General features: G+C 68.7%; 14 protein-coding genes. 11 read left to right on the top strand and 3 right to left on the bottom strand.

What is annotated here, in order from left to right; all coding sequences use genetic code 11:
* The first annotated feature begins 1 nt into the window (after position 1).
* The 10 genes from ispF (at position 2) to lpxL (ending at position 10,167) form a co-directional block, all read left to right on the top strand.
* Entirely contained in the window at positions 2-523 is a 522-nt protein-coding gene (ispF, locus tag HOP52_RS09970) for a 2-C-methyl-D-erythritol 2,4-cyclodiphosphate synthase (protein ID WP_238977232.1), read from the top strand.
* The gene (truD, locus tag HOP52_RS09965; RefSeq protein WP_238977231.1) at positions 516-1,607 is read left to right on the top strand and encodes a tRNA pseudouridine(13) synthase TruD; all 1,092 of its coding nucleotides are present in this window, start codon (positions 516-518) and stop codon (positions 1,605-1,607) included. Before ispF ends, truD begins: the two co-directional genes overlap by 8 nt.
* Positions 1,608-1,615: 8 nt before the next feature.
* Complete coding sequence (gene surE / locus HOP52_RS09960; protein WP_238977230.1) at positions 1,616-2,362, top strand: 5'/3'-nucleotidase SurE; 747 nt, start codon at positions 1,616-1,618, stop codon at positions 2,360-2,362.
* A complete protein-coding gene (locus HOP52_RS09955) occupies positions 2,349-3,029 on the top strand; it encodes a protein-L-isoaspartate(D-aspartate) O-methyltransferase (protein WP_238977229.1) in 681 nt (226 codons plus the stop codon). The genes surE and HOP52_RS09955 overlap by 14 nt, the downstream gene beginning before the upstream one ends.
* The gene (locus HOP52_RS09950) at positions 3,026-4,027 is read left to right on the top strand and encodes a DUF368 domain-containing protein (protein WP_238977228.1); all 1,002 of its coding nucleotides are present in this window, start codon (positions 3,026-3,028) and stop codon (positions 4,025-4,027) included. The genes HOP52_RS09955 and HOP52_RS09950 overlap by 4 nt, the downstream gene beginning before the upstream one ends.
* Positions 4,020-5,078: a peptidoglycan DD-metalloendopeptidase family protein gene (locus HOP52_RS09945; protein WP_238977227.1), complete on the top strand. Its 1,059-nt coding sequence runs from the start codon at positions 4,020-4,022 to the stop codon at positions 5,076-5,078. Before HOP52_RS09950 ends, HOP52_RS09945 begins: the two co-directional genes overlap by 8 nt.
* 150 nt (positions 5,079-5,228) lie before the next feature.
* A complete protein-coding gene (rpoS, locus tag HOP52_RS09940; protein WP_238977226.1) occupies positions 5,229-6,233 on the top strand; it encodes an RNA polymerase sigma factor RpoS in 1,005 nt (334 codons plus the stop codon).
* A 168-nt stretch (positions 6,234-6,401) separates the two neighbouring features.
* Positions 6,402-7,847, top strand: a complete 1,446-nt coding sequence (locus HOP52_RS09935; RefSeq protein WP_238977225.1) for a TolC family outer membrane protein — start codon at positions 6,402-6,404, stop codon at positions 7,845-7,847.
* A 168-nt stretch (positions 7,848-8,015) separates the two neighbouring features.
* Positions 8,016-9,128 carry an alanine racemase gene (alr, locus tag HOP52_RS09930; protein ID WP_238977224.1) on the top strand — a complete coding sequence of 371 codons (1,113 nt, stop codon included), beginning with the start codon at positions 8,016-8,018 and terminating at the stop codon, positions 9,126-9,128.
* 124 nt (positions 9,129-9,252) lie between these two features.
* Positions 9,253-10,167: an LpxL/LpxP family Kdo(2)-lipid IV(A) lauroyl/palmitoleoyl acyltransferase gene (gene lpxL, locus HOP52_RS09925; RefSeq protein ID WP_238977223.1), complete on the top strand. Its 915-nt coding sequence runs from the start codon at positions 9,253-9,255 to the stop codon at positions 10,165-10,167.
* A 117-nt stretch (positions 10,168-10,284) separates the two neighbouring features.
* On the opposite strand, the gene ettA is transcribed toward lpxL, so the two are convergent.
* The 3 genes from ettA to HOP52_RS09910 all read right to left on the bottom strand — a co-directional run bounded on the left by ettA (position 10,285) and on the right by HOP52_RS09910 (position 13,003).
* Positions 10,285-11,946, bottom strand: coding sequence for an energy-dependent translational throttle protein EttA (ettA, locus tag HOP52_RS09920; protein ID WP_238977222.1), 1,662 nt, complete (start codon positions 11,944-11,946; stop codon positions 10,285-10,287).
* A gap of 195 nt (positions 11,947-12,141) precedes the next feature.
* Positions 12,142-12,348, bottom strand: a complete 207-nt coding sequence (locus tag HOP52_RS09915) for a PA3496 family putative envelope integrity protein (protein WP_238977221.1) — start codon at positions 12,346-12,348, stop codon at positions 12,142-12,144.
* 220 nt (positions 12,349-12,568) lie between these two features.
* On the bottom strand, positions 12,569-13,003 hold the full coding sequence (locus tag HOP52_RS09910; RefSeq protein WP_238977220.1) for a PAS domain S-box protein: 435 nt from the start codon (positions 13,001-13,003) through the stop codon (positions 12,569-12,571).
* A 231-nt stretch (positions 13,004-13,234) separates the two neighbouring features.
* Between HOP52_RS09910 and HOP52_RS09905 the strand changes: the two genes are divergently transcribed.
* Complete coding sequence (locus tag HOP52_RS09905; protein ID WP_238977219.1) at positions 13,235-13,504, top strand: Rdx family protein; 270 nt, start codon at positions 13,235-13,237, stop codon at positions 13,502-13,504.
* The last annotated feature ends 137 nt before the right edge of the window (positions 13,505-13,641 follow it).

The following is a 13,641-nucleotide window of genomic DNA, read 5'->3' as shown; positions in this document are numbered from 1 at the left end:
GATGCTGCGAATCGGCCACGGCTTCGACGTGCACCGCTTCGGCGACGGCGACCACCTGATGATCGGTGGCGTCGCCATTCCCTTCGAACACGGCTTCGTTGCCCACTCCGACGGCGACGTGCTGCTGCATGCGGTCTGCGATGCGCTGCTCGGCGCTTGCGCCCTGGGCGACATCGGCCGCCACTTTCCCGATACCGACCCGGCCTGGGCCGGCGCCGACAGCCGTGCGCTGCTGCGCCACGTGCTCGAGCTGGTGCGCCAGGCCGGCTTTCGGGTCGGCAACCTGGATGCCACGGTGATCGCCCAGGCGCCGAAGCTGGCCCCGCATATCGCCGCCATGGCGGCGGTTCTCGCCGAGGACCTCGAGGTCGAGCCGAGCGCGGTCAACGTCAAGGCCACCACCAGCGAGCGGCTGGGCTTCACCGGCCGCGGCGAGGGCATCGCCGCCGAGGCGGTGGTGCTGCTGACCGCCCGGGGTTCCGACACCGCGGGCGCCGCCGCCGGGGGCGCCGGCGATGAGTGAGGCGCCGACGAACGCCGCCGCCTGGCCGCCGGCCTGGCCCCGGGCGCTGGACGCCGCCTTCGGCGCGCCCTGGCCGGGCGAGTATCGCGCCTGCGCCGAGGACTTCGTGGTCGAGGAGTGCCTCGACTTCGCCCCGGAGGGGCAGGGTGAACACCTCTGGCTGTGGATCGAGAAACGCGAGCTGACCACCCTGGAGGCGGTGCGCCGTTTGGCCGAGCTGTGCCAGGTCTCGCCGCGGGCGGTGGGCTATTCCGGCATGAAGGATCGCATCGCCGTGACCCGCCAGTGGCTCTCGGTGCAGCTGCCGGGGCGCGAGGCGCCGGCGGGCCTCGCCGAGGCGCTGGCCGAGCGCGGGATGACGCTGCTGGAAAGCGCCCGCCACCCGCGCAAGCTCAAGCGTGGCGTGCATCGCGCCAACCGCTTCTCGCTGGTGATCCGCGGCGCCGCCGTCGACGACCCCCGGCTGGAGGCGCGCTGGGCCTGGCTGTGCGCCCACGGCGTGCCCAACGCCTTCGGCCCCCAGCGCTTCGGCCATCAGGGGCGCAACCTGGCCCGCGCCCGGGCCGTGCTGGCCCGCGGCTGGCGCAAGCGCGACGACCGCCAGGGCATGCTGCTCTCCGCCGCCCGTAGCTACCTGTTCAACGAGCTGCTGGCCATGCGCCTGACCGACGGCACCTGGAATACCCTGGTGTCCGGCGAGGTGGCCATCCTCGACGGTACCGCCAGCCAGTTCGTGGTCGAGTGCGTCGATGAGTCTCTGGCCGAGCGCGCCGAGCGGCTCGACCTGCACCCCGGCGGCGTCCTGTGGGGCAGCGGCGACTCCCAGGCCGCCGGGGAGGCGGCGGCCTTTGAACAGGCCCTGCGCGAGCGCCACCCAGGGCTCTGCGGGGGGCTGGAGCGCGCCGAGGTGCGCCTGGCCCGCCGCGCCCTGCGCATGCGCCTCTCGGCCCCGCAGCTGACCCGCGAGGCCGACTGCCTGCGGCTCGACTTCCGGCTGCCCCGCGGCGGCTTCGCCACGGCGGTGCTGCGCGAGCTGATCGATCATCCGACCCTGAACTTCGAGACGGCCCTGTCGGGCCACTGAGGAGACCCATGCGGCGACTGCTGCTATCCAACGACGACGGCGTGCATGCCCCGGGCCTGCGTGCCCTGTACGACGCCCTGGTGCCCCACGCCAGGCTGCGGGTGGTGGCGCCGGACCGCGATCGCAGCGGCGCCAGCAACTCGCTGACCCTCTCCCGGCCGCTGTCGCTGACGGCGCTGGAGAGCGGCTTCTACTGCGTCGACGGCACCCCGGCCGACTGCGTCTACCTGGGCGTCAACGGCGTCTGGGACGAGAAGCCCGACCTGGTGATCTCGGGGATCAACCACGGCGGCAATCTCGGCGACGACGTGCTCTACTCCGGCACCGTGGCGGCGGCCATGGAGGGGCGCAACCTGGGCATGACCGCGATCGCCATGTCGCTGACCGGCACGCGCCACTTCGATACCGCCGGGCGCGTGGCGGCGAGCCTGGTAGGGGCCGCGGACCAGCTCTCCCTGCCGCCCCGCAGCCTGCTCAACGTCAACGTGCCGGACCTGCCCTGGGAGGAGATCCAGGGCTTTCGCGTCACCCGGCTGGGCTATCGCGGCCCCGCCGAGCGTCCCATGGAGGTGCGCGACCCGCGTGGCCGGCGACGCTACTGGATTGCGGCGGTGGGGCTCAACGCCGATGATGGACCGGACACCGACTTCGCCGCCGTGGAGGCGGGCTATGTATCGATCACGCCGCTGCAGACCGATCTGACCCGGCGTGGCGCCATCGATGATGTAAAGGGCTGGCTGGATGCACTCACCTGACACTTTGCCCGACCTGCTGCGCGGGGTCGGCATGACATCGCAGCGCACCCGCGACCGAATGGTGGCGCGGCTGGCTCACCAGGGCATCGAGGATGCCCGGGTGCTGAGCGTCATGGCCGCCGAGCCGCGCCACCTGTTCCTCGACGAGGCCCTGGCGCACCGCGCCTACGAGGACACTTCGCTGCCCATCGGCCTCGGCCAGACCCTCTCCCAGCCGTGGATGGTGGCGCGCATGACCGAGCTGGTGCTGCGCGAATCCCCCCGGCGGGTGCTGGAGATCGGCACCGGCTCGGGCTACCAGACGTTGATTCTGGCGCGACTGGTGCCGGAACTCTACTCCCTGGAGCGGATCAATGCCCTGCACCATCGGGCCGCGTCGCGGCTGCGCCTGCTGAAGGCGGCCAATGCGCGGCTGCGCCTGGCCGACGGCGGCCACGGCTGGCCCGAAGCCGCGCCCTTCGAGGTCATTCTGCTCACCGCCTGTGCCGGTGAGCTGCCCGAGGCGCTGCTGGCTCAGCTCGCCGACGGCGGGGTGATGATCCTGCCGCTGGCGGACGCCAACGGGAAGCAGTGGCTGACCCGGGTGCGCCGCCAGGGCGACCAACATGAAGTCCAGCGGCTGGAAAAGGTTCGCTTCGTGCCGCTGCTGCAAGGAGTCATTCGTTGAAGCCACAATTCAGTGTGTTCCTCAAGGGTGCGGGCATGGGCGCAGCCGATGCGGTGCCCGGCGTGTCCGGCGGCACCATCGCCTTCGTCACCGGCATCTATGAGGAGCTCATTCACACCATCAAGCAGTTTGGCCCCAGCGCCTTCACCGCCTGGCGCCGCGGCGGCCTGGCGCTGCTCGCCGCCCACCTCAACCTGACCTTTGTGATTCCGCTGCTGGCGGGCATCCTCGCCAGCCTGATCAGCGTGGCCCACCTGGTGGTGTGGCTGATGGACGACCACCCGCTGCTGCTCAACGGCTTCTTCTTCGGCCTGGTGGCGGCCTCGGCCCTGGTGGTCAGCCGTCACCTCGCCGACTGGAAGCTGTGGCATGTGCTGCCGCTGATGGTGGGGCTGCTGCTGGCCCACGGGCTGCCCTCGCTGATGCCGCTGATCACCCTGATGGGCAGCCCCTCGCTGATGCTGATCGTGGGCGGCGCCATCGCCATCAGCGCGATGCTGCTGCCCGGGGTCTCCGGCAGCTTCCTGCTGCTGACCATGGGGCTCTATGGCCCGGTCATGAATGCAATCCGCAGCTTCAACCTGGAGCTGCTGGCGATCTTCGCGGTGGGCTGCGTGATCGGCCTGGCCGGCTTCTCGCGGCTGCTCTCCTGGCTGCTGCGCCGCTACCGTACCGCCACCCTGCAGCTGCTGCTCGGCTTCATCCTCGGCTCGCTGCCGGTGCTGTGGCCGTGGCGGGAGCTGGTGCGCTATCAGCTGGGGCCGGAGGGCCAGATGATCCCCCTCGACTATCGCTACCTGACCCCGTCAGACTACGCGATCCTCACCGGCGAGTCCGGTCTGCTGCTGCCGGTGCTGGCCACCATGCTGGTTGGTGCCGCACTGGTCCTGGCCCTGAGTCGCTACCAGGGCAGCAAGCCGCCCGCGGCAGCCACGGTGACGCGCCCCGTGACCGGCTCTCGAACCACACCCGACAAGGAGGATGGCCCCAATGCGTAAGGTGTTTCTGGTTTCCGCCATCGCTCTCGCGATGGCCGGCTGTGCGGCCCAGGAAGAGCGCTCCGCGCCCCAGGTCCGGGACCTCTCCGCCAGTCGCGAACGCGCGCCCGACAGCCACTACACCGTGGAGGCGGGCGACACCCTCTACGGCATCGCCTGGCGCCACGACATGGACTACCGCGATCTGGCCCAGCTCAACCAGATCAGCCCGCCCTATCGCATCCAGCCGGGCCAGCAGCTACGCCTGAGTCGGCAGGCCGATGCGCCGTCGCCCCGCCCCGCCCAGGCGCCGGACCGCGACGTGGCCACCGCCATTCCGCTGACAGGGGCGCCGGCCGAGTCGGCCGATACCGACTGGCTGCAGCCTGACGACGCGGCCATCGAGCGCAGCCGGCGCCTCACCGCGGAACCCCTGACCCCTGATGACTCGGGCCCCAGCCAGGTCGCGCTGGAGGGCGTCGAGCAGGTGGCCGCGGCGCCCGACCAGCCGGCGCCTCCCCGTGAGCCCGAGCCTGAGCCGGAACGCGACCCCGAGCCCGAGCCGCAGCCCGAACCCGAGCCGCAGCCAGAGCCCGAACCCGAACCGACCGCCGCGCCTCAGCCGGACGCCGGCACCGAGGTGGCCGGCGCCCCCGAGCGCGAGCCAGACCGCAGCGGTCGCAGCTATACGCCGGTGGCCGAGGTGGAGTGGCAGTGGCCCGCAGACGGCGAGATCGTCGGTCGCTTCGGCGAGGGAGGAAGCATCACCGCCGGCATTGATATCGCCGGGCAAAAGGGGCAACCTGTCAGAGCGGCCGGGCCGGGTATCGTGGTCTATGCCGGCAGCGGGGTGAGGGGCTACGGCAACCTGATCCTGCTCAAGCACAACGACCAGTACCTGAGCGCCTACGCCCACAACGACAGCCTCAGGGTCACCGAGAACGACGTGGTCGAGGCCGGTGAGGTCATCGCCACCATGGGCGACAGCGATGCCGAGGATGTCAGGCTGCACTTCGAGGTACGCCGGGATGGCCAGCCACGTGACCCCTTGAACTATCTACCGGAGCGTTAGACTACCGGAGCGATACATTGCCGGAGCGATAGCCGCGGCTCCATTCCTTGCGAAACGACCCTGCGGCGGGCGAGATCGACACAATAACAAAAGCCGGTATCGTCAACGTGGCATGCCGGTACCCAGGACGTAACCATGGGGTAGCAATCGATGAGTATGCTTGAACGGAACCTTCAGGACGTAAATCTCGACGACGCCACGGCGACCGAAGACGGCCTCGACCGGCAGGCGGCGGTTGACGAAGAAGAGGACGAGGAGAGCACGGTTCGCGATGAGGAGGCCTTCGAAAAGGCGCTGAATCGCGAGGATCGCCACTATCACCATAGCCTGGACGCCACCCAGATCTATCTCAACGAGATCGGCTTCTCGCCGCTGCTGACGCCGGAGGAGGAGGTCCACTACGGCCGCCTGGCACAGCAGGGTGACCCCGCCGGCCGCGCGAGGATGATCGAGTCCAACCTGCGCCTGGTGGTCAAGATCGCCCGGCGCTACCTCAACCGCGGGTTGACCCTGCTCGACCTGATCGAGGAGGGCAACCTGGGGCTGATCCGCGCGGTGGAGAAGTTCGACCCGGAGCGCGGCTTCCGCTTCTCCACCTACGCCACCTGGTGGATACGCCAGACCATCGAGCGGGCGCTGATGAACCAGACGCGCACCATCCGCCTGCCCATCCACGTGGTCAAGGAGCTCAATATCTACCTGCGGGCGGCCCGCGAGCTGACCCAGAAGCTCGACCACGAGGCCTCCGCCGAGGAGATCGCCGACTATCTCGACAAGCCGGTGGAGACCGTCAAGAAGATGATGGGGCTCAACGAGCGGGTCTCCTCGGTGGACTACCCGGTGGGCGGAGAGAGCGACAAGCCGCTGATCGAGACCCTGGCCGACGACAACGAGTTGGGCCCCGAGTCGTCGCTGGTTGATGGCGACGTCAAGCAGCACGTCGACGACTGGCTCGCCGAGCTTACCGAGAAGCAGATGGAAGTGGTGGTGCGCCGCTTCGGCCTGCGCGGCCACGAGGCCGCCACCCTCGAGGAAGTCGGCGACGAAATCGGTCTCACCCGCGAACGGGTGCGCCAGATCCAGGTCGAGGCGCTCAAGAAACTGCGCCGGGTGCTGGAGAAGCAGGGCCTGTCGCTGGACGCCATTTTCGAGTAGTGACAGGGCGGCGGTGGTTTGGGCGGGGTGCATCGCGGTGGCGCCGAGTTGCACACTGGTTGCACGCCGCCTGGCCAAGGCCGGGCGTAAAATAGGGGGGCCATTAGGCCGCCGGCAGTCGCTGCCGCTACTCGGGCAGTCGCTTGTCGCTACAGGGAATCGTCGAACATGCCACGCTTAAGCTCATCCATCCCCTCCCGTCGGCGCTGGCTGGTCGGTCTCGCCGCCCTGGCGATGGCCGGCAGCGCCCAGGCCACCGACCTGTGGACCATCACCCGTGACGCTCTGGACAACGACGCCGACCTGGCCGCCGCCCGCGCCGGCTTCCAGGCCACCGAGGCGGCGCGCGATGTCCGGCGCGGCTCGCTGCTGCCTCAGGTTTCGGCCGGCGGCAATCTCAGCCATTCGCGCTTTTACAGCAACCAGGCGTCGGTCCCGGAGACCGGGCTGCCCGGCGGGGCGGTCGACGGCGACGACGACGTCACCAGCGTCGGCCTCAGCCTCGACGCCGAGCAGGCGCTCTATGACCCCGCCCGGCGCGCCCAGCTGGCCCGTGCCGAGCGTGAGATCGAACGCGAGACCCTGTCGCTGAACGTGGCCGAGCAGGCCCTGCTGTTCGAGGTGGCCCAGGCCTACTTCGAGATCCTGCGTGCCCACGACATCCTCGGCGCGCGCCGCTCCCAGGAAACCGCCATCAGCCGCCAGTTGGACCAGGCCCGGGAACGCTTCGAGGTGGGGCTGATCGCGATCACCGACGTGCACGAGGCCCAGGCCTCCTTCGACCTGGCCCGCGCCCAGCGGATCGCCGCCGAAAGCGCCATGCAGGTCAGCTTCGAGGCCCTGGAGCGGCTCACCGGCCAGCGCTACGAGAGCATCGATGCCCTGGCCGAGGAGATTCCCATCGAGCCGCCCACGCCGGACGGCCGCGACGACTGGGTGGCGCTGGCCCTGGACAACAGCCCCATGCTGCAGATGGCCGAGGTGGGCATCGAGGTGGCGCGCAGCGAGCTGGACATCTCCCGCGCCGGCCAGCGGCCGGTGCTCTCGGCCTTCGCCAGCTACAACTGGTCCGACAGCGACCGCAGCGGCGCCTCCGAGCGCTCCGAGAGCCAGCTTGGCCTGCGCGCCAGCCTGCCGCTGTATACCGGCGGCAGCACCCAGGCCCAGATCCGTCAGAGCGGCTTCACCCTGGAGGTGAGCCAGTATGACTTCGAGGCCCAGCGGCGTGACACCATTCAGCAGGTGCGCTCGTTGTTCACCCGGGTCAGCAACGACGTGGCCACGGTCGAGGCGCGCCGCCAGGCGATCGTCTCCAACCAGAGCGCCCTGGAGGCGACCCGCTCCGGCTACGAGGTGGGCACGCGCAACATCGTCGACGTGCTCAACGCCGAGCGCAACCTGTTCAACGCCGTTGCCGACCACGCCGAGGCGCGCTACGACTACGTGCTCGGCCTGCTGCAGCTGCAGCAGCAGGCGGGCCTGCTCGGGCCCGAGGCGATTCGGGCGGTCAACGACTGGCTGACCACCGAGGGCGCCGTCTCCCTGGAGCTGCCCGGCGAGGTCAACGACGACCCGGTGATGAACATCGGTGAGCGGCCCAGGTCGCCATCCTGACAATCATCTGCATGTTGGCGATTTTTTAATGTGTTTCGCTGAAAGCCACCGTTAATACGGTGGTTTTCTTCGTGATTCTGGCGGTTTGGTTGTCGATAATTTCGGCCTTGTCCGTGAGGCGGCTCGCCGCCTTGTCTCGACCCCGACCCATGCCCTCAGGAGGACGCCATGGCCCGGCCGCTGGTTGCCGACATCGACCTCGACGCCCTGCGTCACAACTACCACCTGGCGCGCAGCCTGGCGCCGCGCAGCCGCGCCGTGGCGGTGATCAAGGCCGATGCCTACGGCCACGGTGCGGTCGCCTGCGCCAGGGCGCTGGAGGCCCAGCCGGCCCAGGCGCGGCCGCCGGCCTTCGCCGTGGCCTGCCTGGAGGAGGCCGAGGTGCTGCGCGAGGGTGGGGTACACACGCCCATCGTGCTGCTGGAGGGCATCTTCGAGGCCAAGGAACTGGCCCAGGTCGAGGCGCTGGGGCTGTGGATGGCGGTGCACAGCGACTGGCAGGTGGAGGCGCTGCTGGCCCATCGGCCGGCGCGGCCGATCCCGGTATGGCTCAAGGTCGACTCCGGCATGCACCGCCTGGGCTTTTCCCCCGAGGAAGCCGTCGGCGTCTGGCAGCGGCTCGCCGCCGCCCCCGACTGCGCCAGCGACCTGCAGCTGATGAGCCACTTCGCCACCGCCGACGCCGTGGAGGCGGGCTACTTTCGGCGCCAGCTGGCGCGGATGCAGGCCCTGGGCGAGCGTCTGGGCGCGCCGCTCTGCCTGGCCAACTCCCCGGCCACCCTGGCCTGGCCCGACGCCCACGGCGCCTGGGTGCGGCCGGGCGTCATGCTCTACGGTAGCGACCCGCTGGAAGTGCCCAGCGAGGCCAGCCGCCGGCTGCAGCCGGTGATGACGCTGCGCTCACAGATCATCGCCGTACGCGAGCTGGAGGAGGGCGAGCCGGTCGGCTACGCCGGGCGCTGGCGCGCCCCGCGCCGCTCGCGCATCGGCGTGGTGGCCTGCGGCTACGGCGACGGCTACGACCGCCACGCCGTGGACGGCACCCCAGTGCTGGTGGCCGGGCGGCGCACCGCCATCGCCGGCAAGGTCTCCATGGACATGCTCACCGTCGATCTCACCGAGATTCCCGAGGCCACCATCGGCAGCGAGGTGGTGCTCTGGGGCCGGGCGGCGAACGGCGAGGTGCTCGGCGTGGACGAGGTGGCCCGCCACTGCGACACCATCAGCTATACGCTGCTGACCGGTATCCTGCCGCGGGTGCCCCGGCGCTATTCCCGCTAGTCTGGTTCAAGGCTATCGCGAGGAGCGCTGGGGGCAAGCCGAAGAGGAGGTCCTAAGCGCTCCCCTACCTTCAGCGCGGCCGGGCATCGCGGTATGATGCGCCTTTTGACCGAAGGGAACTCGCATGCCCAAGCGTAACTGGCCCGCCTCCTTCGCCCATCCCCGCTACTGGCCCGCTTGGCTGGGCATCGGCTGCATGCGGGCCGGGGCCTGGCTGCCGTGGCGGCTCAAGCTGGCCGTGGGCCGCGGCATCGGGCTGTTCGCCTGGCGCGTCGCCCGGCGGCGGCGGCATATCACCGACACCAACCTGCGGCTGTGCTTCCCCGAGCTCGACGAGACGCAGCGGGCGAAGCTGGTCAAGGAGGCCTTCGTCGCCAACGGCATCGGCATCCTGGAGACCGCCACCGGCTGGTGCCGCGACCCCGAGCACCTGCGCCACCGGGTCACCTACAAGGGGCAGCACCACCTCGCCGATGCCCATGCCCGGGGCAAGGGGGTGCTGGTGGTGGGCATCCACTTCTCGACGCTGGATCTGGGCGGGGCGCTGCATTCGCTCTACTTCCCCTCGGACGTGGTCTACCGCCCCCACAACAACCCCCTGTTCGACCGCTTCATGACCCGCGCGCGCTCCCATATCTTCGGCCAGGCCATCGACCGCCACGACCTGCGCGGCGTGGTGCGCCGGATCAAGGAGGGGCATATCGTCTGGTACGCGCCGGATCAGGACTACGGGCGCGAGGTCAGCGTCTTCGCGCCCTTCTTCGGTATCCAGACCGCCTCGATTCGCCTCACCGCCAAGATCGCCCGCATGACCGGGGCGCCGGTGGTGCCGCTGATGTTCCACCGCAACCCGGACAACCGCACCTACACCATCGAGTGCCACCCGCCCTTCGAAGACTTCCCCAGCGGTGACGAAGTGGCCGACGCCGCCCGGGTCAACGCCTATGTCGAGGCGGCCATCCGCAAGCACCCCGAGCAGTACATGTGGCTGCACCGCCGCTTCAAGACCCGGCCCGAGGGGGAGGCTGGCTTGTATTAGGGGCGAGGTTCGAGGTTCGAGGTTCGAGGTTCGAGGTTCGAGGGGCGAGGTTCGAGGGGCGAGGTGCGAGGGGGCGGGCGTCCTTGTGCCTCGCCCCCCTCGGCCCTCGATCCTCAGTCAGGCGTCGATGCGCTTATACTTCATGCGATGCGGGGTGTCGTTGCCCACCCGTTTCCGGTGGTCCGCCTCGTAGTCGGTGTAGTTGCCCTCGAAGAACACCACCTGGGAGTCCCCCTCGAAGGCCAGGATGTGGGTGGCGATACGGTCGAGGAACCAGCGGTCGTGGGAGATCACCATGGCGCAGCCGGGGAAGGCCAGCAGCGCCTCCTCCAGCGCCCGCAGGGTCTCGATGTCCAGGTCGTTGGAGGGCTCGTCGAGCAGCAGCACGTTGGCGCCCTGCTTGAGGGTCTGGGCTAGCTGCAGGCGGCCGCGCTCGCCCCCGGAGAGGTCCTTGAGGAACTTCTGCTGGTCGTTGCCCTTGAAGTTGAAGCGCCCCACATAGGCCCGCGAGGAGACCTCGTAGCCGTTGATGTTGAGGATGTCCTGGCCGTCGGAGACCGCCTCCCACACCGTCTGCTTGTCGTCCAGGGCGTCGCGCAGCTGCTCCACGTAGGCGATGTCGACGGTGTCGCCGACCACCACCTCACCGGCGTCGGGCTGCTCGGTGCCCTTGATCAGCTTGAACAGCGTCGACTTGCCGGCGCCGTTGCCGCCGACGATGCCGACGATGGCGCCCTTGGGCACGCTGAAGGAGAGATCCTCGTAGAGCAGCTTGTCGTCGAAGCGCTTGGAGACGCCGTTGAACTCGATCACCTTGTCGCCCAGGCGCGGGCCGGGCGGAATATAGATCTCGTTGGTCTCGTTGCGCTTCTGGAAGTCGCCGGACTGCATCTCCTCGAAGCGATTGAGGCGCGCCTTGCTCTTGGCCTGGCGGCCCTTGGCGTTGGAGCGCACCCACTCCAGCTCGTGCTTGATCGCCTTCTGGCGCGAGGCCTCCTGCTTGGCCTCCTGCTCCAGGCGCTTCTCCTTGGATTCCAGCCAGGCGGAGTAGTTGCCCTCGAAGGGGATGCCCTGGCCGCGGTCGAGCTCGAGGATCCAGCCAGCCACGTTGTCGAGGAAGTAGCGGTCGTGGGTGATCGCCACCACGGTGCCGCTGTAGTCGTGCAGGAAGCGCTCCAGCCAGGCCACGGACTCGGCGTCCAGGTGGTTGGTGGGCTCGTCGAGCAGCAGCATGTCGGGGCTGGAGAGCAGCAGGCGGCACAGCGCCACCCGGCGGCGCTCGCCGCCGGAGAGGTGGCCCACCCGGGCGTCCCAGGGCGGCAGACGCAGGGCGTCGGCGGCCACCTCGAGCTTGCGCTCCAGGTTATGGGCGTCGGCGGCCTCGATGATGTTCTCCAGTCGCGCCTGCTCAGCGGCCAGGGCGTCGAAGTCGGCGTCCGGCTCGGCGTAGGCGGCGTAGACGCCGTCGAGCTTCTCCTGGGCCGCCTTGATCTCGCCCAGGGCCTCCTCCACGGTCTCGCGGACGTTCTTGTCGTCGTCGAGCTCGGGCTCCTGGGGGAGGTAGCCGACGTTGAGACCCGGCATCGGACGGGCCTCGCCCTCGAACTCGGTGTCGACGCCGGCCATGATGCGCAGCAGGGTCGACTTGCCGGCGCCGTTGAGACCCAGCACGCCGATCTTGGCGCCGGGGAAGAAAGAGAGCGAGATATCCTTGAGAATCTGCTTCTTGGGGGGCACGACCTTGCCCACCCGGTTCATGGTGTAGACGTATTGCGCCATGGAAATCCACTGGGTTGAGGGGTTTCAGTGGCCACGATGATAGTGGCCACTGCGGGGAAAGGCCAGTGCGCTACTTGTTAGGACGCGAGGGGCGAGGGGCGAGGGGCGACAAGATCACCAAGGACCGACACCAGCCAGCAACTGCTCGTTTCCTCGAACCTCGAACCTCGAACCTCGAACCTCGAACCTGGCCCCTTATTCCTCTTCCTCGTCCAGGGCCCAGTCGTCCTCGATGGCGCGCCTCAGGCGACGCTCTTCCAACAGCGCCTCGACGCGGCGGCGGGCGCGTAGGGTCTCGGCGCGGCTTTGGGCGCGTGGGCGGGTGTAGTCGTCGTCGTTGACGGCCTCGAAGATATCCTGATCGTCGTCAGGTGAGTCATCGAGAAGGGGTTCACGGCTCATGCGACGTCCTCCCATGGCCACAGCCGACCGCTCGGGCGGTCGATGTATCACAGATTCGCTTCGCGTCCGAAGCGACGGACCGGAAGCGCCATGGCACCGCTCGGCGGCACCTGACGGCTATATAAAGCGGGAAGCGGGGAAGTGCAATACCCTGGCGGCGATTTTTTTTGCGGGGGAGCGGCAGTGCGTCGCAGGCTTCACCGTGGAAGGGTGCGGTTCCTCAGGAGAGGCCGTGTTCGGCCTTGAGCCGCTCCAACGCCTGCTGCGCCTCGACGCGCTCGGTCACGTCCTTCTGCACGCCGATAAAATAGGTCAGCTTGTCGTCTTCATCGTACATCGGGGTGATCGACAGCTCGTTCCAGAACAGGGTGCCGTCCTTGCGGTAGTTGCGCAGCACCTCGCGGCAGGGGCGGCCCTCGGCGAGCGCCTTGCGGATGACGTCCAGGGCCGGCTGGTCGTGGTCCTCGTTCTGCAGGAAGCGGCAGTCCCGATAGAGGATCTCGTCGGCACTGTAGCCGGTCAGACGCTCGAACCCCTGGTTGACGTAGATCAGGATGTTCTCGTCGCCTTCTTGTTCGGCGACCACGATGCCGTCTTCCGAGGCGTCGATGATGCGCTCGAGCAGTTCCGGGCTGATCAGTGGGGATCGTTTCATACTAGGCGTTCCTGTCGCGGTTCCTGGCACACGGGCTTGCCGCAGCGGCTCGGTTCAATGCTATATCATGGCCAGCCGGCGGCCCGTTGACAATCACAACGCATCGCAATGCCCCTGATGCCTCGCGCCGGCGCTACGTTCCGCGGTGGCTGGGTGCCGCCCGCGTTCGACCATCCAGGGCGCCTTGGCTGGTATCATTAAGATCCCAATTATTTTCGACGGGAAGACACCATGTCACGGATTCGCATCCACTACTGCACCCAGTGTCAGTGGCTGCTGCGCAGCGCCTGGCTGGCTCAGGAGCTGCTCTCCACCTTTGGCGAGGAACTGGAGGAAGTGGCGCTGGCGCCCTCCCACGGCGGCTATTTCGAGATCTTCTACGACGACGAATCGATCTGGGAGCGCAAGCGCGACGGCGGCTTCCCCGACAGCAAGATCCTCAAGCAGAGGGTCCGCGACCGCCTCGCCCCGGGACGCGACCTGGGGCATATTGATCGTTAGGCTTTGTCTGAAAAGTCGGCGAGCGAAGGCCAGACAAGGCAAAAATCGGTGAAAAGACGGAGTTTACGGGGTGTAAATGAGTACTTTGAGCCGATTTTTAACGCCGTATGGTCGAGCGCAGCCAGTTTTCGGACAGA

The organism is Billgrantia campisalis (assembly GCF_022341425.1).
GTDB classification, from domain to species: domain Bacteria; phylum Pseudomonadota; class Gammaproteobacteria; order Pseudomonadales; family Halomonadaceae; genus Halomonas; species Halomonas campisalis.
Note: the sequence above shows the minus strand (reverse complement) of the source record. Positions and strands in the feature narration are given on the sequence as shown.

Bases quoted from the DNA above. Each gene is read 5' to 3' on its own strand.
- HOP52_RS09945 (WP_238977227.1), top strand. From the start codon at position 4,020: ATGCGTAAGGTGTTTCTGGTTTCCGCCATCGCTCTCGCGATGGCCGGC.
- alr (WP_238977224.1), top strand. From the start codon at position 8,016: ATGGCCCGGCCGCTGGTTGCCGACATCGACCTCGACGCCCTGCGTCAC.
- surE (WP_238977230.1), top strand. From the start codon at position 1,616: ATGCGGCGACTGCTGCTATCCAACGACGACGGCGTGCATGCCCCGGGC.
- lpxL (WP_238977223.1), top strand. From the start codon at position 9,253: ATGCCCAAGCGTAACTGGCCCGCCTCCTTCGCCCATCCCCGCTACTGG.
- HOP52_RS09955 (WP_238977229.1), top strand. From the start codon at position 2,349: ATGCACTCACCTGACACTTTGCCCGACCTGCTGCGCGGGGTCGGCATG.
- ispF (WP_238977232.1), top strand. From the start codon at position 2: ATGCTGCGAATCGGCCACGGCTTCGACGTGCACCGCTTCGGCGACGGC.
- HOP52_RS09915 (WP_238977221.1), bottom strand. From the start codon at position 12,348: ATGAGCCGTGAACCCCTTCTCGATGACTCACCTGACGACGATCAGGAT.
- truD (WP_238977231.1), top strand. From the start codon at position 516: ATGAGTGAGGCGCCGACGAACGCCGCCGCCTGGCCGCCGGCCTGGCCC.
- rpoS (WP_238977226.1), top strand. From the start codon at position 5,229: ATGAGTATGCTTGAACGGAACCTTCAGGACGTAAATCTCGACGACGCC.
- HOP52_RS09910 (WP_238977220.1), bottom strand. From the start codon at position 13,003: ATGAAACGATCCCCACTGATCAGCCCGGAACTGCTCGAGCGCATCATC.
- ettA (WP_238977222.1), bottom strand. From the start codon at position 11,946: ATGGCGCAATACGTCTACACCATGAACCGGGTGGGCAAGGTCGTGCCC.
- HOP52_RS09935 (WP_238977225.1), top strand. From the start codon at position 6,402: ATGCCACGCTTAAGCTCATCCATCCCCTCCCGTCGGCGCTGGCTGGTC.
- HOP52_RS09905 (WP_238977219.1), top strand. From the start codon at position 13,235: ATGTCACGGATTCGCATCCACTACTGCACCCAGTGTCAGTGGCTGCTG.